Origin of the sequence: Aureispira sp. CCB-E (genome assembly GCF_031326345.1) — a bacterium.
Taxonomy (GTDB): Bacteria; Bacteroidota; Bacteroidia; order Chitinophagales; family Saprospiraceae; genus Aureispira.
This window is the reverse complement of the sequence record NZ_CP133671.1, coordinates 4,759,128-4,779,362: the sequence shown is the minus strand read 5'-3', so window position 1 is coordinate 4,779,362 and position 20,235 is coordinate 4,759,128. Positions and strand designations below refer to the sequence as shown.

The window sequence follows — 20,235 nt, the reverse complement described above, 5'->3', positions numbered from 1 at the left end:
GAACAAAAGCAGTCATAAAAAAATCACTTGTTTTGTCCTTCTATCTAGTTGTCAACACATTTAGCAAACTTAAAGGCTTGCTTTTACGGTTTCTAAACTAGTAAATGAGTTAGCGAGAGCATTGATTGTATTGTCGATATCTTGCAGTGAAGTAGCATAAATATTAGCTTGTAGAGGATCTGAACTTCCTGCTAAGTTGGATAAGATGTTATCAACATCTGCATCAGGAATGGTTTTAGAAGCACCGTATTTTAGCCCAGCAATAAAAGCGTATGCTTCTGTTAGGTAATGAGCATAAAGGGCAAAATCGGTAGCATTCTTTTTAGCATCATTTAAATAAGAAATAGCCACAGCAGCCAAGATAACTTCCCATTCTTGTTTAATAGTAGTGCGAGCCTCGTCCCTTGCATTATAGTCTTCTGCCGAGATAGCAGCACGACCTTTTAAGAACGCATTCATGATTTTTGAATTGCATCCTAAGATAGAATTTACTTTGTTGGAGTATTTTGCCCAAAGTTCTACATTAGAGGTGTTACTAGGAAAGTCAATCGGTGCTCCGAAGTAACCAAATGCTTCATCCCAGTGATGTTCCATATTAGTACCTTTTCCATCTGTAACCGCTTTATTGTCTACACTCATTTTAGTTTCCCCCAAATAAACCGCAGTAGACTGGTAATAGAAACAAGCAGTAGCAAGCCCTTTTTCGATTATTTGTGCCAATTCGACGCCATTGTTATTAAGCAAAAAGCTTTGCGTGCCATCATTGCTAGTAGCAATTCCCGCTTGATTTGCAGCAGCTGTTTGATTGGTACTTAGGCTAGCATTAGCTTGAGCAACCATGTAGTTTTCAAACTTGTTTTGAATGGATAAATGAACTTTGTTTTTTAATTGTTTGCTAGAATTATTTAAAGCGGGATCAGAAAATACAGTATTGGCATTGTTGTACATATTAATCATCGCTGTAGAACTCAGTTGGTTAGAACCTAGTGTATTGGCTGATTTAGCATAAATAGATAACGCTTCTAGCATCTTAATTCGAGTCGTTTGACCACTGTAATCAACATTTTCAAAATTATATGTTGTTGGAATTGTATAAGTCTGATCTTCTACTTTTTGGCAGGCAGAGAGACTTAATAGAATGCCCAAGGAAATCGTAAGTATCGCAATGTAATTTTTCATAATAGTCGGGGGATAAAGGATGATAAAATAATATTTTGAATATGAAAGAAATGAGTTATTGAATGAATCAATAACAAGGAATATTTAAGTTTAACAAATCAAACAATAGTTGGGGATTGGAGGTAAAACTATTGTTTGATAATGTTAATGTAAGGACTTGTAGACTAGTGCGTTTTGCTTCCGTTTTTAGGGTAGTTAATGTTAATCTCTGCCGTTTTTTCACAAGTAATATCTGTTAATAAAATGCCTTGATCATCAGGACCACTCAAAGAAACAGCATAAAAGCTAAGCTTTGTAATATGATCTGGAGCATTAAAATAGATATTGTGGTATTTGAATGTGCCAACCGAGGAACTATTTTTCATGGTTTCTGTATGAATTACAGTTCCATTAGCTGTAATAACTAACTGCTTGTCACCGGCATCAGGACGTAATGCGTAGGCAAAGATTAAGGTATAGTTATCTGATTTATCAGTATTTATTTTCTGTTGAATAGCAGAAGTAGCATCCAACTCTACAAAGTTTGTATTGATATAATTATCCGCCAACCCATATAAATCTGGAAATTGACTGTGTTCAATTACTTGTGCTTTGATAGGAATCCCTTTATCCGCTAGCAAAACTTCCCAGTGTTCAACACCCGAATTAAATTTGCTGTTTTTAATCAAGTTTTGCCCTTGTAAAAAGGATGTATTCAAAAGAAATATAAGAAGAATTAGGATCGGTAAATTTTTCATAAGGTTATCTGTTTGTTGTATTGTTTGTCAAAAAATAGGGCTTTGATGTGGAAGCTTAGATTAAGAATAAATACACTTTGCAACCAATTTTTGATAGATTCAGGTTAGATTTTCAATCCTTTCTCACTTTTTGACATTAGTTCCCTACTACAGTATTGGAGTCAAATAACATCAGTTAGTTGAATATACTGTTAGACCAATGCAATAGCAATGCTTAGATTCAAGTAATGAAGTGTAGGCTACTTTCAAAACTTAATCCTTATTATGATATTAATAAATATTAGTACAAGACAAAATGGTTTCTTTTTGTCTTAAGTAGAGATTTGTAATAAGAATGAAGAAAATTTATGAATCATGTAAAGTCATTTTTGACTACCTACTTAGCATGAAATAAAGAGGGGAGTTATGCCTTTTTGTTGTGCTAGAGTGTTTTGTCAAAGACTATTTTCGGATACTTGTAGTCTGAAAAGTAGTGCCTCTTATTTAAGAAACACTACTTAACTTATGTATATATTATTTATTGCGATTGATGGTCAAAGTAGTTGTTTTTTCAGCACCACTTTCGTCTGTAATTAAGAATTTGTAAGTACCATCTTCCAATGTTTTTACATTGAGCGCATTGTAGTTGTTGCCATTATCTACTTTGATGACACGGTTAGCTGCTACGCGATAGCCTTCTTCATCAAGTAATTTAATAGCGATTTCTTTTTGTTCTTGTGATTTTAGAGAGAAAACAAAAACATCATCGTTTACTTCATCCTCAGCGATCAATTCTATATCCAATACCTTAGCAACTTTTTCAGCAGCCATTAGTGAAGTATAGATTGTGCTAATGATTTCTTGTTCATCGCCATTATCCATCATTAGAATAATCGCAACCATTTTTTCTTCTTGAAGGGGAGCATCAATTGCAAACACGTTAAGTGAGAGAACAAGTAATGCGAGGGACATTAAAGATTTCATGATTAATGAAAATTAAAAGTTAATAAATCAATTAAAAGTTAATTTGTATTACTTATTACCGCGTAATACAAAAACAGTAAAGCGAAATTATATAATAATAAAAAAAACAAGTAGTTTATTCTTGCCAAGAATAGACCTATTTTAGCCAATATAGGTTTGTTTTTAGCCATATGTATCGCTTGATTCTGCCAAATTAGTTCTTAACTAACTCTTTTTGTGCTCTATATAGCCTGTTCCATCGCAAGCCTTACAATTGTTCCGTTCACCTCGCAATCCTCTCCAAAAACCTTTTCCTTCACACCTTTCGCAGATATATTGATTGGATTGAGAGTTGTTAATAATGATAAAAATAATTGCACCAACAATAGCGACAAATAGCAATACTTTCATAGGTAATAAAAAAGATAGAGTTTTGAAATAATTAGGGTGTTACAATAAAACGAAAAAAAAATAAGATATCCAATTGATTTTCAGTTTTTTATCGATGTTTTCGTAAATGGGACGTGTAAGATAAGAATAATAAACGATTTTTTTAAACAAAAAATTAATTGCCTCTTAGACGTTTTTTAAGCCATTTTGTAGACTTATAAACAAGCAAGCCGCAAATAATAAGTACGATGTAGTCACAACACAACTCGTGGCTAGTAACAAAAGTAATTGTTCTAGAAGTAATAACCTGTTGATACTATTGATTAACCATAACTCAATTTATTGCTTAGAGGATTGGCATATATTTTAAGCATAAATTCCCGACCTTCTGTTTGTTCTTCAAGAGGAAGCATTTCAATAAGCATATCAAAAAACTCTTTTAAAGAAGCTTGGGTAGGAGCATATTTTGAGGAGTAATTAGTCGAGTTCAAAAGTTGATCGTAGGCGTAGTAGTTGATGGGGTGCAATTGGTAGTTGAGATGAATGGCTTTGTCTATTATGCCAGCCAAATTAAGTAACATTCCTTTTTGGTTGGGGGCTTCATACAGAGCATCAAGACGTTTGTGGAGTGGCTTTTCAAAATGAAAATGAACATGACCTTTATGTCCCTTTATACCCAACAACAAATGTTGCGCATCATCATGAAACACTTTTTTGTAATTAGGATCTTTCTTTTTCTTTAAATACTCCTTCGTTTTTAGATAGCCACAAGGGTCGTATTCATAAGAAATTGAGACAGGAGTGATGTTGAGTGATTTAAAATGTTCTACGAGGTTGTCTTTGCTAGAAAGACTCAACATTTTTAGCAAAGAAATTTGAGTCTTGTCATTGCCATCTTTGGCGCGCCCTTCCCGTTGTGCAATCCAAACAGAGTCTTTTTCCTTTGTAAGTGTTTCTTTGATATATTGAGAAAGAATCACGGCATGGTTGTAAATTTCTCTAGGATTACCAGAACGTTTAACAACAAAGCTTTTATTTATTTTGAATAGCAATTCTGTCAAACGGTTGGCAACTAAATTATCTCCAATGGCAATTTGACTTGTCCGCATACCTTGTTCTAGTAGAACCATATTTAAATAAGCAGAATCTAAGACAATATCTCGATGATTGGAAACAAACAAATAGCTTTTGGATGGGGATAAATGTTCTGTACCACTAAACGTAAAATTGCTAATGCTGCTCTGTGCAACCGTTTTTAAAAAAGGGCGAATCACCTTTTTTTGAAAATCATCAGCACTTTGAACAGTATCTTTTTCGTCTAATATTAATTTGTTTAGTTGAGGAGGTACAAACGCTTTCATTCCTGCCAGAAAATCCTCATAACTAAATAATTCTTGAATGGCTTCTCGAACTTGGTGATCGCCATATATTTTAGGCTTGGTATGGTTGTGGTGTTGCATTGATGGAGCACGACTTTAGTCAATAAATAAAGGTTAGATGCACATTTATTGTTTGTTTTAAAACAAGAGATATGCAAATGTGGGGAGGTCAATGTTAATATTGGGAATCTACAACATATTTGAAGGTTACAAGCATTCGTAGTTAGCTACGCTGCTACTTCGTGGTCGGTGATTAGCTTCGCAGCTAACTATTGAAGCATCACTTTTTACACTTTTATGCGAGTAATTCTTCTACTTTTTCTAGTGGACGACCAATCACAGCTTTATTTTTGTACACCACAATAGGGCGTTCAATTAGCTTTGGGTGTTTTACCATAGCTTCTATCCATTCGTTTTCGTTCAGTTCTTTTCCTTTGTAATGCTCCTTATAGATGGCTTCACTTTTTCGAATCAATTGTTCAGCTTTGATACCTAATTGGGTTAATAAAGTTTGTATCTCAGCAGCATTTAGCGGTGTTTTTAGGTATTCAACAATTTCAAAATCAAGACTCTTTTCTTTTAGCAAATTTAAACTATCTCTACTTTTAGAACAGCGAGGGTTGTGATAAATAGTAGCTTTCATTGGGATATATAGTTTTGGCATTATGAGATCAATTCTCTTGCGAAGATACAATATAATTGCCACTTCACAATTTAGAGTCAATCTTAATTTTAGGTTAAAATAAGAAAGAGAAAAAGGTAGTTTTGTAGACCGTTGAAAATAAATAAAAAAGCGTTAAACCTTATGAAAAGATTTAACGCTTTTTAGAATAGGATTTGCTGTTTTAATCTTGAGGCATTGCCTGAGCAGCAGGAGATTCCTCTTTGATATCTTCTGCAAAAAAATCATTCATTTTATGTTCGTATAAATTGGTTAATTTCATTAGTTTTTTAGAAAGCATATTGGTTTGACTTAGCATCTCATCAATATCCTCTTTAGTAGTATTTTGACAAGCATTTTTTATCCACTCCCATTCTTGATAACAACTTTCTAGTAAAACACTCATAGCAGGACTATTAATTCTAGATGCTTTTAGTTCTTCCAATTGTTTTTTAAATTCTTGTAGGCAAGTATTGAGGCGTTTGATAGATAAATCGGAATCAATATTTAAAGCTTTCATAATGAAATAGAGGGCTACCCGTTGAGAGGTAATCCGCAAATCACTAGAAACATAGATCTGATGCGTAATATCCAAACTAGGATCAACTTTAACATCATCTTTGATACTTAAAGCCCTGTAAGAAGGTGTTTTCAAAGCATATTTTTCGATTTCATCTGAAACCCGATCGCAAGCAGCCATCATAACATAAGCCTGTTCAATTAATTTAGTTGCTTGAATATCATCCATTGCACTAAAATTAGTCGCCAAGTTCTTGTAATTTTTCCACATGGTTTTTACCACATTAATAGCCATTCGGATATCCTCTGTTTGTGCTGTGATAAGCATAGCATTCATGCGTTCTTCAAAATCTTCTACATCCTCAATAACTTCTTTTTTATATTTATAAGCAATATGGTCATTGAGACTAGCTATACAAGATTTGGCTATTTTTTGGATATAAACCGTTTGCATAGTAGCTTCGTTAATTGAGTAACTAATGTTTAACTTGACAGCTAACTCAATGTATTTTTCAGAAACTTCTTCTACCGTTTTTGAAATTAAATTGGAACGATTTAACATATCATCAACATAACTTTGGTCTTTGTCTACAAAAATCAGATGTTGGTTGATTTCCGTCCAATTTTCTCGTATAAATGCTAATTTATTTTGAATGGATTTAGAAGTAATCTTTGCTTTTTCTAGAATACCAAGAATCCTACTAAATGATTTTTGAGCATCGTTTAAACTATGTCCAGCAGCAGTGGCGTCAATACCTTGTTTTTCGGATAAGTAATACAGCATGATCCGCTGCATCAAAATAAGCTGATTGCGGTTTTGTTTGATGTATTGTTGAATGGTAATTAGATCACTGTTATCCGAAGGCGTTGTCAAAGATTTGTTGTAGTTACTATATGCCACATGCAATGCTTTGGTAGCTTGTAAAATTAAAGTAGACTGTTTTAATAATTTTGATGCTGCGTCTTTTTTGATGCTCCACCCTGCAATTTTTTTGTATTCTATCCAGATGCTACGAACGTTTTGAATATTTTCCTTGATATCGTCAGTAGGAGTAAAAAGGCTTAATTGATGTAATTGTTCGTCAAATCTTTCAATGGCTTCATCTCTTTCTTGATAAAATTTAGGTTCCATAACATTGTTGCAAAGGGCAAAGTAAACTTTGGCAATACGCTGTGATTGCACTTGCTGATCGGAAGAGACTAATAACGCTTTTTGAATGTCCAGTTTTAAATCATTGGCTTTAAGACTAAAAAATAGTGATGAGAATAGTATGGTGTAGAGTATTTTTTGCATAACATTATGATATAAATGGGGAAGTTAATTTATGCAGTTTTTATGAAATTGGAATAGTATCAATTATACTAGTGGGGTTACAATAACAATAAAACTTTTTAGTGTACCTAAACATAAAATTACAATAAAATATCGAATTTTTTACCTAAGGCAGTATAGAATTTCAGTTTTAGAAATAAAAAAACAAAGATGTAATTGGTTGTATGGAATAGATTAGTTTTTTTCTTAGGTACTATCTATTGTTTATGAGTGTGCTATATCGGTGGGGAGTCTTTTGTCTTGATAATTAATATTCTATACGGCTGTTGCCAGATTTTGTTGTCATTAAAAATAGTCTATTTAGATATTTATTTAAAACATATTAAGAACTGTTTTGGTGTGACAGGGTTTGCGGCAAAGAAAACTGGGAACTAAACCGTACTTTGCTGTAACAAGATTTATCAGAATGCCCCTTAGTTATTGATGTAGATGCAGATGCTTTGTGCGATTTTATGGTCGTTTTGTTTAGAATTGTGTAGACGAATTCAGAGATGAAACTTTAGCTATAATGGCGTTTTTCGTTTTTTCGATGACAAAGCAGAAAATCCAAGGAGTACTCTATTGGATTCGTCCGAAAAAAAACTATCTTGACCTACCTAAAAACGAGTAAACAGTGCAACAAAAAACAAAAATCATTATAGGACGTAGAGAAAAAGCCAATTTTCCAGATTTGGGTTTAATGGATATAGATGTCAAAATAGACACAGGGGCTTATACCTCTAGTATACATTGTCATAATATAGAAGAACATTCTAAGCAGCTTCATTGTCATTTTTTGGATGAAGCTCACCCTGATTATAATCATAGAAAACTAGTTTTTGATCGGTATAATCGAACAGTTGTTAAAAGTTCTAATGGTATTACCGAACCTCGGTACAAGATTTTTACTAAAATTGAGGTTGGGGGACAAGAATACCCCCTCGAACTTACCTTGACCGATAGAGGAGAGATGCGTTACCCTGTTTTGATTGGTCGAAAGTTTTTGAATAAAAAATTTCTAGTAGACGTTTCCTTAACTAATAATTTAAAGAATAAAAAGAAGCATGAAGGCTAAAATGAAAATGGCAATTTTATCTAGGAATCCTAGGTTATATTCTACCCAACGAATAAAAGAAGCTGGTGAGAAAAGAGGACATGAGATGTTGATTATTGACCATACTAAATGTAATATTATCATCGAACAAAAGAAACCTCAAATTTATTATAAAGGAAATGTCCTAACGGATATTGATGCCATTATTCCAAGAATCGGAGCTTCTGTTACATTTTATGGTGCCGCAGTAATCCGTCAATTTGAAATGATGAAAGTGTTTACCGCTACAAGTTCTCAGGCCTTGGTCGATTCTCGCGACAAATTGCGTAGTCTACAATTGTTGTCTAGTGCTGGTCTGGGGATGCCTAAAACTGTTTTTACGAATTATTCGAAAGATGTCGCTAATGTTATTGATATTGTTGGAGGAGCACCTTGTATTTTGAAATTATTGGAAGGAACACAAGGGGTTGGCGTTGTGTTGGCAGAAACGCCAAGTGCCGCAAAATCGGTTTTGGAAGCATTTAACGGCTTACAAGCTAGAGTCATAGCACAACAATTTATTAGTGAAGCTAAGGGGGCTGATTTAAGGGCTTTTGTTGTGGATGGTGTTGTGGTTGGTGCTATGAAGCGTCAAGGAAAAGAAGGAGAATTTCGCTCTAATTTACACCAAGGTGGTTCTGCTTCTATTATTGAATTGTCAGACGAAGAAGAAAATGCCGCTTTGAAAGCTGCTAAAACATTGGGCTTAGCGATTGCAGGGGTAGATATGCTACAGTCTAATTCAGGACCAATGATCTTAGAAGTAAATTCCTCGCCAGGTTTAGAAGGAATTGAAAAAGCGACAGAGAAAGATATTGCCAAATCTATCATTCGATATGTGGAACGGAATGCTTCGTAAATATTTCATGGTAGTAGTTTGTTGATTAGCTTCGCTGCTACTGCGTGGTACTTCGTGAGCGCTGCGCTTTTAGTTAGCTTTGCTGCTACTGCGTGGTATTTCGTGAGTGCTTTGTTTTTAGTTAGTAGCATCAACTATTGTCATGAGAAATACATTATTAAAATGGAAATATTAAATACTCCAATTGGAAGAGGGAAAAGTAAGGTTATCAATCTAAATATTGCTAAATTGCATACTAGGACTAGTCTTGCAGTTCCTATTATTGTAGAAAGAGGTAAAGAAGATGGTCCTTGTGTATTACTAACGGCTGGAATACATGGAGATGAAGTAAATGGGGTAGAAATTGTCCGTCAAATTGTAGCCAATGATTACAACAAACCTCAAAAAGGCACTGTTATTTGTATTCCCGTAATTAACGTATTTGGCTTTTTGAATCAAGAAAGAGAATTTCCCGATGGTAGGGATTTAAATCGATTGTTTCCTGGTTCTAAGAGAGGTTCTTTAGCGGGGCGGTTTGCTTATCATATTATGAATGCTATTGTGCCTCACATTGATTATTGTATGGATTTTCATACAGGAGGCGCTGCACGTTTCAATTACTCGCAGGTGCGTTTGGATATAAGAGATAGGGAAGTGCTGACCTTGGCCAAAGCTTTTGGTGCGAAATTTATTGTTGATGCAGAAAATAGAGATAAATCGTTTCGAAGCACCTTGTCTAAAAAAGGTAAGAAGGTTTTGTTATTTGAAGGAGGGAAGACTTTACACTTGGATCGACACGTTACACAAGTGGGGATAGATGGTGCTTTACGTGTTATGCATCATCTAGGAATGCGTGATTTTACCAAAGAGTTAATGGGAAGTAGACATCCTGAAAAAGTACAGCCTATTTTAGTAAAAAAATCAACTTGGATTCGTGCCAAGCATTCAGGAATGTTTCGGACAGAATTAAAATTAGGAAGTCAAGTGTCAAAGGGAGATAAAATTGGTTCTATTAGCGATCCTTATGGAGACTTTGAAGTAGATGTTATCTCAACGTATGATGGTTATATAATAGCGGCCAATCATGCACCTATTGTTAATCAAGGAGATGCTTTGGTACATGTTAGCAAGGAAACTAGTTTAGAGTTTTAGAACGAAGGATAGTTAATTGATGGTAATTTTAGACATGCAGATAGGACTAAATCTGTGTTTTATGCTTCAATAGTTAGCTGCGCTGCTACTAATGCTTTTAACAGAGAACAATTACTTTCTTTTATTGTTAAAATAGCATTCAATCAAATAGAACACTTTGTGAGATCGCTTTGCTTAGTTGATAGCTTTGCTACTATGTGATTTCCACGAAGTAACGTTAAATTGTTAATCCCCTTAAAATAAAGATAATGAGATATATACTTTCAGTAATGACAATCAGCTTGTTTTTCTTTTCTTGTTCATCTAATAGGGCGGGAGAAAAAACAGTTACTCCAGAGGTAGAACCACAAACTGTTGCAACAAAAAATACGGCTAGCACTAAAAAAATGGAAGAGCTGAGCAAAGCTTATTTTGCGAGCGGTTGTTTTTGGTGTGTGGAGGCTGTTTTTGAGTCTGTTAGAGGAGTGGAAGAGGTTATTTCTGGTTATGCTGGTGGAACCAAAGCCAACCCTACATACGAAGAAGTAGGAAGTGGTCAAACAGACCATGCAGAAGCCGTAGAAGTTTATTACGATCCAGAAATTGTTTCTTATGCCACCTTACTTAAAGTATACTATGGGTCGCATGATCCGACTACAGTAAATGGACAACATCCAGATTTTGGCAAACAGTACCGTTCTATGATTTTGTATAATGATGAAATGGAACGCAAGGCGGCAACAGATTTTAAAGCGGAGCTAGAAGCGGCTGGCACATACAGTGCACCTATTGCCACTGAAATTGTCCCTTTTAAAAAGTTTTGGCCAGCAGAGGATTATCACCAAGATTATGAAAAAAGAAACCCTAATAATTCTTATGTGAGAAATGTATCTATTCCTAGGTTGAATCGTTTTAAAGAAAAATTTCCAGAGTTATTGAAAAAAGGACATTAGAAAATACTTTGCAAAAAAAGTAAGCGTAAGCCGAACAAAAATTGCCAATTGGGAGCTTTCTCAATTGGCTGTTTTATATAAGAACGACTCAACTCCAATTAGGAAAAAAGGCATCTTCAAAATGACAGATTTCTAGTTGAGGTTCTAAAATAATTGAAATAACGTCAAATCTAAATTCTGCTTCATATTGAGCTTGATACATATATTCAACGGCTAACTCATACATTAAGTTTTGTTTTTTGGAAGATACCGCCTCTTCTGGCAAGCCAAATATGGCTTTTTTTCGCGTTTTGACTTCGACAAAGACAAGGATATGGTCGAGTTGAGCAATGAAGTCTATTTCCCCCTTTCCCCAGCGCCAGCTGTGTTCCAGTATGGTGTAACCTGCTCCTTTTAAGTGTTTTTTTGCAATTTGTTCACCTAACTTGCCAACATCGTTGTGATTCGCCATAAAATTATTATATTGCAGAGTTATTAGAATAGGTTAACAATGAGTAAACAAATGTACCTCAACAACAAACCATAATATATTCTAAATCATTGCTTCTTGTAAAAATTGTATCAATCTGATTATCAATAAGATATGGTTTTTGCTTTTAGGGTTTTAAGGGTTTGATAATCAATCAAATGTAAAAGGAATAGAAGGTGTTGTTTTAGTGAAAAGTTGTATAAAACGACTTGTTTCTGTAAAAAAAATATACCATTAATAGTTCCCCCTAAATACTAATTATTTAGTGAACAATGTTCTAGTTAAGTATCTACGTTACTTGACTATTCTACTATTTAGTTACTAAAAGTGAGTAGTTACTACATATATTAGAATATGTGAGTATATCAATTTTTTTTGTTAAAAATAAAATAGTAGCGAACAATTACAATATTTAACCTAAAAAAATAGATTGTCCTTTGACAAGGACTTAAAAAAATAAAATACAAAAAGTTATGATGAATGTTTTTATCCAAGAATTTCCAAAGCAATTGAAAACGGCATTGGAAATAGGAGAGCAAGCAACATTGAGTAAGCACAATCAACCTATTCAAAATATAGTTGTATTGGGAATGGGAGGCTCAGGAATCGGAGGTGAGTTTGTTGCAGAATTTGTAAAAGATACTTGTTCTGTCCCTTTTTTATCCTGCAAAGGATATAACATACCAGCTTATGTGGGTAAAAATACTTTGGTAATCACTTCTTCATTCTCAGGTAATACAGAAGAAACACTAAATGCTTTTGAAGAGGCCTTAAAACGAGAGGCAAAAATTGTTTGTATTTCATCGGGCGGAAAACTAATAGAAGAAGCGAAGAGATTAAATTTGGATTATATAAAAATTCCTAGTGTCCAACAACCTCCTAGAACCTGTCTAGGTTACTCTTTGGTGCAACAATTGTTTGTTCTGAACTATTTTGGGTTTGCAAGCAAGCAATGTATACAAGATATTAAATCTTCTATTGCTTTGCTAGAAGAGCAACAAGACCAAATTCGAGTAAAAGCTGCTCAATTGGCGAGAAAAATGGAGGGTAAATTTCCTGTGATTTATGCTACAGATAAAATGGGGGCAGTAACCTTGCGTCTGCGCCAACAATTGAATGAGAACTCAAAAATTTTGGCTTTGAATCACGTCTTTCCAGAAATGAATCACAACGAATTGGTGGGCTGGAGAGAACAAATTGGACAATATGTTGTTTTGATTTTCCGATCCAAGGATGATCTAGCTAGAAACAACAAAAGAATAGAAATCAGTAAGGATATCATCGAAAAAATTGCTGATGAATTGTTAGAGATAGATTGTTTGGGAGATTCTCTAATTGAGCAGGCAATGTATGCTGTTCATTTGGGAGACTGGATTTCTTGGGAATTAGCAGAAGCAAGAAAAATGGATTCTATCGAAGTAAATGTCATTGATCTACTAAAAAGAGAATTAGCCGCAGCTGCATTAGGGTAGTACAATTTCATGGGAAAAAAAATTGTTTATAAAGATCTTGGAGTAATTGATTACCAAGAAGCGTGGGATTTGCAAACAGAGCTTTTTGAAGAGGTTGTTGCTAGAAAAGTAAGCAACCGAAAAGCTACACCAACCGAACAACAGGAACAATATCATTATTTATTGTTTTGCGAACATCCGCATGTCTATACTTTGGGACGAAATGGAAAGGAAGAACATTTGTTGTTAAATGAAACGACCTTAGTAGAAAAAGAAGCTACATTTCATAAAATCAATAGAGGTGGAGACATTACTTACCATGGATTTGGTCAAGTAGTTGGGTATCCTATATTAGATTTGGATGAATTTTTTACTGACATAGGGCGTTATGTGCGTTTCTTAGAAGAAATGGTTATTCGGATGTTGGAGGAGTATGATATTGTTGGAGAACGAATAAAAGGGCTTTCAGGAGTTTGGATTGATAAGGATACTGATAATCCTAGAAAAATTTGTGCAGTAGGGGTGCATTTGAGTCGTTGGACAACTATGCATGGCTTTGCCTTGAATGTTAATACTGATTTAGATTATTTTAATTATATCGTTCCTTGCGGTATTGATGATAAGGCAGTTACTTCAATGGAAAAAGAGTTGGGGCAGCGAGTTGATGAAGAGGCTGTTAAATTAAAACTAAAAAAGCATTTTGCTGTTTTATTTGAAGCTACTTACAAGTAATAATAGTACAGAATAGTTGCTGTTAACTGGTGTGTAGTGAATCATAGTGCTTAACTATGCTGCTAATCAGTGGTTTTGATGGTCATGTAGTAGCAGTATAGCTAACTATTGTAATCAATTAAAAATTAATAAACATAGCGTATCGTAATGAAGAAAGATATTCCTATCAAAAAAGTGACGGATATTGCAATTGCAATTGTGCCAAGTGAAGAGGATGAAAATTTTTGGGATGTATATTTCTTGAATTTAAAAGAAAAAGACATTAAAAATGTCTTTATTAGCTCAAGAGGATATGGTGAAATTGATGGAGAGAAAGTAGAAACAACACAGTTGAGGTACTTTTATGAATTGATTGGAGCCGAAATGGCGGTTAAGATAGAACCCATTGATTCAAAGTTGTTTCGTTTGGCGAATGAATATTGGATTAGCTTTAATTTTGATGGTTTTATGTATGATAAAAAATACATTTTTGTTCCTGGTAGTTTGATTGAAGAAAACTTTACCAACATTCCTATCGTAAATAAAAAGGGTGTAATGATAAAATAGAGCGTTATAATCCTTACGTATAACCTAGATCGGTTTGAATGTGTAATTTGATTGAAGATTTGAGAATGAGCGAAAGTTGTTTCATTTTCAAATCTTCAATTTTTTTTAGCCTACTTCTACTTTATTAAGAAAAAAGATGCTCTATTGTATGCTTTGTTGTGGCTTGAATTTTAGAGCAAAGGTAGTCGGGCTTTCATTGATCGTTAAGTCAAACTCAACTGATAAACTTTCTTGGCTTAAGTCTTTAATTTGAAGGTTAAATTTTTCATCGACTATAATGCTATTGTCTTTTAACTCATAAGGTTCTTCTTTGTTTAAAGAAGGCATCATCTCTGGTAATAACTCGCACTTAAACTCGCTTTCTGTAAACGTAAAAACGAGGTTGTTTAATAGTTCTGTCCCTTCTGTTCTACCATCTCTAGTGCCACTGTCAAAGACCCAAGAACCAACTAAAAGCTCTTTTTGGGCACTATCCTCAGGAACAGTTTCTCCACAGGAATAAAATAAAAGCATAAAGGGAAGAATAAGAAGTAATAGTTGTTTCATTAGTTCAATATATTAAATATGTGAGGTACTATTGTTAGTATGAATAACCAATATAATAATTCGTCGAAACAATATTGATTAATACTTTGAGCAATTTTTAACTTTTTTATTCTGACTTCTTGATGGAACGAAAATAAGCTTCCTTTGGTTGTCTCTAAGTGAACTGCAAGACTAGTTGCCTTATCTTTGTAGAAAACTAATCCTTAAAATATATGCAAACGGATAAATATGGACGAACCTATCACTTGCCATTTTCGGAAGGAGTAACCAATGATGATAAAACACTTCAAGATTGGGAAGGTTTGTTGAAACAGGAAATTATTATTACAGAAAAATTAGATGGCGAGAATAGTTGCTTAAAGACGGCAGGAGCTTTTGCCCGTTCTCATGGTGCACCGACTAGAAACCCTTGGGCAAGCAATATGTGGGCAATATGGGAACGAACGAAAGGGGATTTGGGAGACTTGGAAGTTTTTGGCGAAAACCTTTATGGTATTCATAGCATAGAATACGAGCAATTGTCGTATCATTTTTATGTTTTTGCCATTCGAGATGGCAACAGGTGGTTGTCTTGGGAGGAGGTCGTCTTTTATGCTGAATTGTTAGAATTGCCTACGGTGCCTGTTTTGGAGATAGGTTACTTTACAAGCCAACAAATTAAAGATTTTATACAACAGCGCATGGAACTTGGAAGCGTATTTGGCGGTCCTTGTGAAGGATTTGTATTGCGAAATGCCAATGAATTCCAAACTTCAGATTTTAAATACAACGTTTTAAAATATGTGCGCAAAAATCATGTACAAACCAATGAGCACTGGACTAGAAATTGGAAACGAGCTTCCCTTTGGTATGAAAAACCTTTGGTCTGAAAATGGAACAGCGAACTGGCATATTATAGAGCAACAAGATTGGTTTATGGATTTGCAAAATTGTCCGCAAGACCCTAATTTTCACGCCGAAGGAAATGTAGCCATCCATACTAGAATGGTTTTGGATGCCTTACTTGAATTAGAAGAATATCAGGTGCTAGGAGGATACGATCGGCAAATTTTGAAATGGAGTGCTTTGTTGCACGATATCGGAAAACCTAAATGTACTATTACCGATGAGGAGGGGTATATTCGTGCCCCTAAACACGCAGCCATTGGTGAAAAAATGGCTCGAAAGATGCTTTGGGACATGGATTTTAAATCGAGAGAAGCTATTTGCTCCTTGATTCGATTGCATGGTTTGCCCATTTGGTGTTTGGATAAAAATAATCCGTATGCTGCGGTAGCTAGCGCAAGTCTTCGACTAGTTAACAAGCATTTATATCTATTGTCAAAAGCAGATGTATTAGGGCGAAAAAGCGTGAATCAGGATGATTTTTTGGAACGAGTAGAACTCTACAAGGATTTTTGTATCGAACAAGAATGTTGGGAAGAAGCCAAATCGTTTCACAATACACATAGTCAGTTTAAGTTTTTTCACAAACAATCGCATTATCCCGCCGTTATTTATGATGATACCGCTTTTGAAATTATTTTATTATCAGGAATTCCTGGTAGTGGAAAGGATACTTATGCTAAAACTTTAAAATTGCCTATCATTAGTCTAGATGACATTCGAGCAGAATTTGATATTAAGGTTACGGACAAAAAAGCGCAAGGTAAAGTAGCGCAAATTGCTTACAAACGTGCCAAAGAATACGCTGCTAAAAAGAAAAGTTTTGTTTGGAATAGCACCAACTTGACACACGAACTTAGAACAAGAATTGTGAATACTTTATCGGTTTATAACCCAAGGTTTAAGCTAGTTTATATAGAAACTTCTAAGGCCAATATTTGGTCAAGAAGAAGAGCTACGATTCCTGTCCGAAAGCTAGAAAAAATGATGGACAAGATGGAAATACCTTTGCCTAGTGAAGTGCATTCTATCGAATACATTCGAAATTAAGTATTGTTTTTTTTAGATTAAAAGTGTTTTAATTTTTCTATGTAGGCATATTAATTCGATGTAAACAAAATTAAATTTTGTAAAAAATATAAAATTTTATTCAATCAAGGGATAATATTGTATATTTACAGCCACACCCAAATTGGGCACCCTTGTTTATTTATAATATAAATAGTAGGATACAAATTTACTATTTAGTTAATTAATTCTTTAAACGATAAAAAATATGTCTGCACACAATCATAAGTTGGACAAAATAGACCTAAAGATTCTAAAAATCTTACAAGCAAACAGCAAGATTACAAATTTGGATTTATCTAAAAAAATTGGTTTGTCTCCAGCTCCAACATTGGAACGTGTAAAGAAGCTTGAAAGCTCTGGGATTATTAAAAGTTACCATGCTCAAGTAGACCCTCAAGTGATTGGTCTGAGTGTTAAAACTTTTGTTTTAGTTTCATTGGCTTGGCAAAAAGAAAATGCTTTAGAAAATTTCATTGCAAAAGTTAATGAAATTGATGAAATTGTAGAGTGCTATATCATTACAGGAGAGGCAGATTTCTTAATGCACTTGGTATGTAAAGATATTCCAACCTACGAGCAGTTACTATTCAAAACACTCTCTAAAATTGATGAAATTGAACGCTTAAAAACATTGATGACTTTGTCAACAGTAAAAGACTCTAAAGTCTTGCCATTCGATTACGATACGGTTCCTTTTAATGGGAACTAAGTTGTTGTAATCTAAAGAAAATTATTTTGCTAAAATGCTCCTAGAAACTCAGATTTCTAGGAGCATTTAATGTAAGTAGTTGTAGTATCTTTGTTAGAAACCAACACCGCCACCGCCAGCACCAGCATCGGAGCCTCTTTGATTCATACGTCTTCTAACTCCCATATCCATTTTCCCAAAGTCATAACTAATGCTCAAATGAGCAACCCTTGACTCCCAACGATGTCTTCCTTGTATGGTATAGTTTTGATCTGCCAAGTCATAACCAAATTGTTGGACGTTAAAAGGATCTTGTATTCTTAAAGTAATGGTCAATGATTTTTTTAAGAAACGCTTGCTAACTGCAAAGGTGCTGAAGAACATATCTGTTATATTGCCAATCACCAAAACCATAGGCGCACGATAGAACAGGTTAAATTGTACTCCAAAATCTAAAGGAAGTTCAAAAGAAGAACCTATATTAGCATGCCCTCCAAAAGAACTATTTCTATATTGGTCGCTCAAATTACTTCCATCTTCTTGCATTCTATAAGCATTTAGACTGGCATTTAATCGCCACCATTTGAAGAACTGTATTCCTGTTGCTAGCTCAACTCCAAAAGAATGTGCTTCATCAAAATTGGTAAATCGGACAGAACCAACTCCTTGGGCATCGACATTGTATAATCGACGCATGACATCAGTTGTTTGACGGTAATATAAACTACTAGTAAAGGAGCCTTTTTTCCAATATTTGGCATAGGTGAATTCAATTGAATTGATGTATTCGGGTTTGAGATAAGGATTGCCAATATGTACGTTTTGAGGATCGGTCTGATCTCCAAAGGGATTTAAAGCTTGTATTTGTGGTCGATTGATGCGTCGACTGTAAGATAATTGAAGCTGTTGCATTTTTGGCAATTCATAACCAATATGTGCACTTGGGAAAAAGCTAAAATAGTTGTTGTTGTATTGCTCGTTGGTCGTCAATAAATAAGAGGTTGTTAGAGTCTGTTCTAAACGAATGCCTACTTGGAAGCTAAACTTTTTAATTTTTTGACCATAAGTACCATACAAAGCATAAACTTGTTCGCTATATAAGAAGTGATTGCTAATTCCTAAATCTGTTTCATAGTTTTGTTGGGTATAATCGTAATTCATAAATTGGAAGTTATTATCAATTAAACGATACCCACCTTTGGCTCCCAATTCCATCTTTCCTTTATTTTTGAATGGATGTGTATAATCTACTTGTACATTCAAAACATGATTTGATCTAAAATCCTCATTGTACTGCAAAAGAGGATCGTTTGAACTTACCCTTAAATCTTCCTGTTTGTAATTGTTAACCAAAGCATCGTTGTAAGAAGTATAATTGGCATCAAATTCTAATTTTTGCTGAGGGGTTTTGAAGGTAGAGGTATAGTTTAGATTGTAGTTCATGCTAAGCGGTGCATCTTTTTTGTCAATAGACCTTAGCGTATAAGACGTTACTTCTTTTGCCTCATCCAAAAAAGTATAATAAATACTATCAGCAGCTTCACCTTTGCCTGGGTTAACCGATGCACTAAGGGATATCGTGTTTTTGTCATTGATAAAATAATCCATTCCTACTTTTGCAAAATGACTGTAGTTTATGTGGTTACCCATTGCGTGTTCTTCTAAGAAATTATAACTTCCATCACTAAATATATTTTTTCTATTGGCAACAACAGAATTGAAAGACCCTCTGTAATTAAAGTTGTAATTGGCAAAAACATTGATTTTTTGGTTTCTAAAACTAATGCCCGCGACAGCATTGTGTTTGTTAGCCATCGTGCCAATAGTATAAGAGACGTTGCCACTAAACCCTTGCATTTTATTTTTTTTGAGTACAATATTGATAATCCCCGTCATGCCCTCAGGGTCATATTTGGCAGATGGATTGGTGATGATTTCAATATTTTTAATCATACTAGCTGGAATTTGTCTCAAAATAGCAGCTCTATTCGCTCCATTCAAGCCAGAAGGTTTGCCATTGATCAAAACACTAACACCTTGGCTGCCTCTAAGGCTAATATTTCCATCCATATCTACACTTAACGTTGGGGTATTTTGCAGCACATCAATAGCATTTCCACCATTCACTAAGGTGCTTTTTTCTACATCAAAAATCTTTCGATCGATACCTAGTTGCATCATATTGCTTTCGGCAGTCACCTCAGCAGTATTTAGAGTCGCGGCGTTTACACTTAGTAGAGTTGGTGGAATTTCTAAGTTAGGTTGCTCCGCAGATAGTGAAATATTTTGTATGCTAGACTGGTAGCCGATAAAGTCAATAACGACATAATAGTTGCCGAACGGAATTCTTTGTATATCAAATGCTCCTTTTTCGTTGGTAACACCCCCCGTAATAAGCGAAGAGTCTGTTCGGTGATGGACTGAAATAGTAGCAAATTCTATCAATTGTTTGCTCTCTGCATCTTGTACAATTCCTTTTATTGATCCTGTAGGAGGCGCTTGACCTTGTGCAAAAGAAGCATTTAAAAGTGCAAAAAGTAGCAGTGTTGTTAGTAGTGATTTCATAGAGATTATTTTCGCATGCTATCATCTTTGAAGAAAGAAAATAATAATGCATGGTTAAAAGAATACGTTGGTGATGTACTTGAAAAAAGTGTTTGCTTTTTCGGGGTACTGCTCCAAATGTATTTCATGGAAATGGAGAAATCAACTT

20 protein-coding genes are annotated in these 20,235 nt (G+C 34.6%); 10 read left to right on the top strand and 10 right to left on the bottom strand.

Going from position 1 to position 20,235, the window contains the following annotated elements; all coding sequences use genetic code 11:
* Window positions 1–69: 69 nt before the first annotated feature.
* The 7 genes from QP953_RS18460 to QP953_RS18430 all read right to left on the bottom strand — a co-directional run bounded on the left by QP953_RS18460 (window position 70) and on the right by QP953_RS18430 (window position 7,101).
* Complete coding sequence (locus QP953_RS18460; protein WP_309552295.1) at window positions 70–1,179, bottom strand: DUF4856 domain-containing protein; 1,110 nt, start codon at window positions 1,177–1,179, stop codon at window positions 70–72.
* A 164-nt stretch (window positions 1,180–1,343) separates the two neighbouring features.
* Window positions 1,344–1,916, bottom strand: coding sequence for a DUF642 domain-containing protein (locus tag QP953_RS18455; RefSeq protein WP_052599483.1), 573 nt, complete (start codon window positions 1,914–1,916; stop codon window positions 1,344–1,346).
* Window positions 1,917–2,429: 513 nt separating this feature from the next.
* Window positions 2,430–2,879 carry a hypothetical protein gene (locus tag QP953_RS18450; RefSeq protein ID WP_052599484.1) on the bottom strand — a complete coding sequence of 150 codons (450 nt, stop codon included), beginning with the start codon at window positions 2,877–2,879 and terminating at the stop codon, window positions 2,430–2,432.
* A 204-nt stretch (window positions 2,880–3,083) separates the two neighbouring features.
* On the bottom strand, window positions 3,084–3,269 hold the full coding sequence (locus tag QP953_RS18445; RefSeq protein ID WP_052599486.1) for a hypothetical protein: 186 nt from the start codon (window positions 3,267–3,269) through the stop codon (window positions 3,084–3,086).
* 302 nt (window positions 3,270–3,571) lie between these two features.
* Window positions 3,572–4,708 (bottom strand): 1-acyl-sn-glycerol-3-phosphate acyltransferase, encoded by a 1,137-nt coding sequence (locus QP953_RS18440; RefSeq protein WP_052599487.1) that lies wholly within the window; start codon window positions 4,706–4,708, stop codon window positions 3,572–3,574.
* A 214-nt stretch (window positions 4,709–4,922) separates the two neighbouring features.
* Window positions 4,923–5,270: an arsenate reductase (glutaredoxin) gene (arsC, locus tag QP953_RS18435; protein WP_309552294.1), complete on the bottom strand. Its 348-nt coding sequence runs from the start codon at window positions 5,268–5,270 to the stop codon at window positions 4,923–4,925.
* 202 nt (window positions 5,271–5,472) lie between these two features.
* Window positions 5,473–7,101, bottom strand: coding sequence for a hypothetical protein (locus QP953_RS18430; protein WP_052599490.1), 1,629 nt, complete (start codon window positions 7,099–7,101; stop codon window positions 5,473–5,475).
* 652 nt (window positions 7,102–7,753) lie between these two features.
* Between QP953_RS18430 and QP953_RS18425 the strand changes: the two genes are divergently transcribed.
* The 4 genes from QP953_RS18425 (at window position 7,754) to msrA (ending at window position 11,134) form a co-directional block, all read left to right on the top strand.
* Window positions 7,754–8,194 carry a RimK/LysX family protein gene (locus QP953_RS18425; RefSeq protein WP_309552293.1) on the top strand — a complete coding sequence of 147 codons (441 nt, stop codon included), beginning with the start codon at window positions 7,754–7,756 and terminating at the stop codon, window positions 8,192–8,194.
* A gap of 1 nt (window position 8,195) precedes the next feature.
* The gene (gene rimK / locus QP953_RS18420; protein ID WP_408913538.1) at window positions 8,196–9,071 is read left to right on the top strand and encodes a 30S ribosomal protein S6--L-glutamate ligase; all 876 of its coding nucleotides are present in this window, start codon (window positions 8,196–8,198) and stop codon (window positions 9,069–9,071) included.
* Between the two features lie 162 nt (window positions 9,072–9,233).
* Window positions 9,234–10,202, top strand: coding sequence for a succinylglutamate desuccinylase/aspartoacylase family protein (locus QP953_RS18415; protein ID WP_052599492.1), 969 nt, complete (start codon window positions 9,234–9,236; stop codon window positions 10,200–10,202).
* Window positions 10,203–10,450: 248 nt separating this feature from the next.
* Window positions 10,451–11,134 carry a peptide-methionine (S)-S-oxide reductase MsrA gene (gene msrA / locus QP953_RS18410; RefSeq protein ID WP_309552289.1) on the top strand — a complete coding sequence of 228 codons (684 nt, stop codon included), beginning with the start codon at window positions 10,451–10,453 and terminating at the stop codon, window positions 11,132–11,134.
* Window positions 11,135–11,222: 88 nt separating this feature from the next.
* On the opposite strand, the gene QP953_RS18405 is transcribed toward msrA, so the two are convergent.
* Complete coding sequence (locus QP953_RS18405) at window positions 11,223–11,585, bottom strand: YraN family protein (protein ID WP_052599495.1); 363 nt, start codon at window positions 11,583–11,585, stop codon at window positions 11,223–11,225.
* A 491-nt stretch (window positions 11,586–12,076) separates the two neighbouring features.
* Between QP953_RS18405 and QP953_RS18400 the strand changes: the two genes are divergently transcribed.
* The 3 genes from QP953_RS18400 to QP953_RS18390 all read left to right on the top strand — a co-directional run bounded on the left by QP953_RS18400 (window position 12,077) and on the right by QP953_RS18390 (window position 14,332).
* Window positions 12,077–13,075 (top strand): bifunctional phosphoglucose/phosphomannose isomerase, encoded by a 999-nt coding sequence (locus QP953_RS18400; RefSeq protein WP_052599497.1) that lies wholly within the window; start codon window positions 12,077–12,079, stop codon window positions 13,073–13,075.
* Window positions 13,076–13,084: 9 nt separating this feature from the next.
* Window positions 13,085–13,786, top strand: coding sequence for a lipoyl(octanoyl) transferase LipB (gene lipB, locus QP953_RS18395; RefSeq protein ID WP_309552287.1), 702 nt, complete (start codon window positions 13,085–13,087; stop codon window positions 13,784–13,786).
* A gap of 147 nt (window positions 13,787–13,933) precedes the next feature.
* Window positions 13,934–14,332, top strand: coding sequence for a hypothetical protein (locus tag QP953_RS18390; RefSeq protein WP_052599501.1), 399 nt, complete (start codon window positions 13,934–13,936; stop codon window positions 14,330–14,332).
* Window positions 14,333–14,473: 141 nt separating this feature from the next.
* Here QP953_RS18390 and QP953_RS18385 read toward each other — a convergent pair whose 3' ends face one another.
* A complete protein-coding gene (locus QP953_RS18385; RefSeq protein WP_052594381.1) occupies window positions 14,474–14,878 on the bottom strand; it encodes a hypothetical protein in 405 nt (134 codons plus the stop codon).
* Between the two features lie 212 nt (window positions 14,879–15,090).
* On the opposite strand from QP953_RS18385, the gene QP953_RS18380 reads away from it, so the two are divergent.
* The 3 genes from QP953_RS18380 to QP953_RS18370 all read left to right on the top strand — a co-directional run bounded on the left by QP953_RS18380 (window position 15,091) and on the right by QP953_RS18370 (window position 17,543).
* Window positions 15,091–15,747 carry an RNA ligase family protein gene (locus QP953_RS18380; protein WP_052594379.1) on the top strand — a complete coding sequence of 219 codons (657 nt, stop codon included), beginning with the start codon at window positions 15,091–15,093 and terminating at the stop codon, window positions 15,745–15,747.
* Window positions 15,686–16,813: an AAA family ATPase gene (locus QP953_RS18375; RefSeq protein WP_309552286.1), complete on the top strand. Its 1,128-nt coding sequence runs from the start codon at window positions 15,686–15,688 to the stop codon at window positions 16,811–16,813. Before QP953_RS18380 ends, QP953_RS18375 begins: the two co-directional genes overlap by 62 nt.
* Before the next feature lie 226 nt (window positions 16,814–17,039).
* On the top strand, window positions 17,040–17,543 hold the full coding sequence (locus QP953_RS18370; protein WP_052594376.1) for an Lrp/AsnC family transcriptional regulator: 504 nt from the start codon (window positions 17,040–17,042) through the stop codon (window positions 17,541–17,543).
* 93 nt (window positions 17,544–17,636) lie between these two features.
* Here the strand turns inward: QP953_RS18370 and QP953_RS18365 are convergent, their stop codons facing one another.
* Window positions 17,637–20,087, bottom strand: a complete 2,451-nt coding sequence (locus tag QP953_RS18365; RefSeq protein WP_052594373.1) for an outer membrane beta-barrel family protein — start codon at window positions 20,085–20,087, stop codon at window positions 17,637–17,639.
* Window positions 20,088–20,235: the final 148 nt, after the last annotated feature.

Bases quoted from the DNA above. Each gene is read 5' to 3' on its own strand.
- QP953_RS18460 (WP_309552295.1), bottom strand. From the start codon at position 1,179: ATGAAAAATTACATTGCGATACTTACGATTTCCTTGGGCATTCTATTA.
- QP953_RS18455 (WP_052599483.1), bottom strand. From the start codon at position 1,916: ATGAAAAATTTACCGATCCTAATTCTTCTTATATTTCTTTTGAATACA.
- QP953_RS18450 (WP_052599484.1), bottom strand. From the start codon at position 2,879: ATGAAATCTTTAATGTCCCTCGCATTACTTGTTCTCTCACTTAACGTG.
- QP953_RS18445 (WP_052599486.1), bottom strand. From the start codon at position 3,269: ATGAAAGTATTGCTATTTGTCGCTATTGTTGGTGCAATTATTTTTATC.
- QP953_RS18440 (WP_052599487.1), bottom strand. From the start codon at position 4,708: ATGCAACACCACAACCATACCAAGCCTAAAATATATGGCGATCACCAA.
- arsC (WP_309552294.1), bottom strand. From the start codon at position 5,270: ATGAAAGCTACTATTTATCACAACCCTCGCTGTTCTAAAAGTAGAGAT.
- QP953_RS18430 (WP_052599490.1), bottom strand. From the start codon at position 7,101: ATGCAAAAAATACTCTACACCATACTATTCTCATCACTATTTTTTAGT.
- rimK (WP_408913538.1), top strand. From the start codon at position 8,196: ATGAAAATGGCAATTTTATCTAGGAATCCTAGGTTATATTCTACCCAA.
- QP953_RS18415 (WP_052599492.1), top strand. From the start codon at position 9,234: ATGGAAATATTAAATACTCCAATTGGAAGAGGGAAAAGTAAGGTTATC.
- msrA (WP_309552289.1), top strand. From the start codon at position 10,451: ATGAGATATATACTTTCAGTAATGACAATCAGCTTGTTTTTCTTTTCT.
- QP953_RS18405 (WP_052599495.1), bottom strand. From the start codon at position 11,585: ATGGCGAATCACAACGATGTTGGCAAGTTAGGTGAACAAATTGCAAAA.
- QP953_RS18400 (WP_052599497.1), top strand. From the start codon at position 12,077: ATGATGAATGTTTTTATCCAAGAATTTCCAAAGCAATTGAAAACGGCA.
- lipB (WP_309552287.1), top strand. From the start codon at position 13,085: ATGGGAAAAAAAATTGTTTATAAAGATCTTGGAGTAATTGATTACCAA.
- QP953_RS18390 (WP_052599501.1), top strand. From the start codon at position 13,934: ATGAAGAAAGATATTCCTATCAAAAAAGTGACGGATATTGCAATTGCA.
- QP953_RS18385 (WP_052594381.1), bottom strand. From the start codon at position 14,878: ATGAAACAACTATTACTTCTTATTCTTCCCTTTATGCTTTTATTTTAT.
- QP953_RS18380 (WP_052594379.1), top strand. From the start codon at position 15,091: ATGCAAACGGATAAATATGGACGAACCTATCACTTGCCATTTTCGGAA.
- QP953_RS18375 (WP_309552286.1), top strand. From the start codon at position 15,686: ATGAGCACTGGACTAGAAATTGGAAACGAGCTTCCCTTTGGTATGAAA.
- QP953_RS18370 (WP_052594376.1), top strand. From the start codon at position 17,040: ATGTCTGCACACAATCATAAGTTGGACAAAATAGACCTAAAGATTCTA.
- QP953_RS18365 (WP_052594373.1), bottom strand. From the start codon at position 20,087: ATGAAATCACTACTAACAACACTGCTACTTTTTGCACTTTTAAATGCT.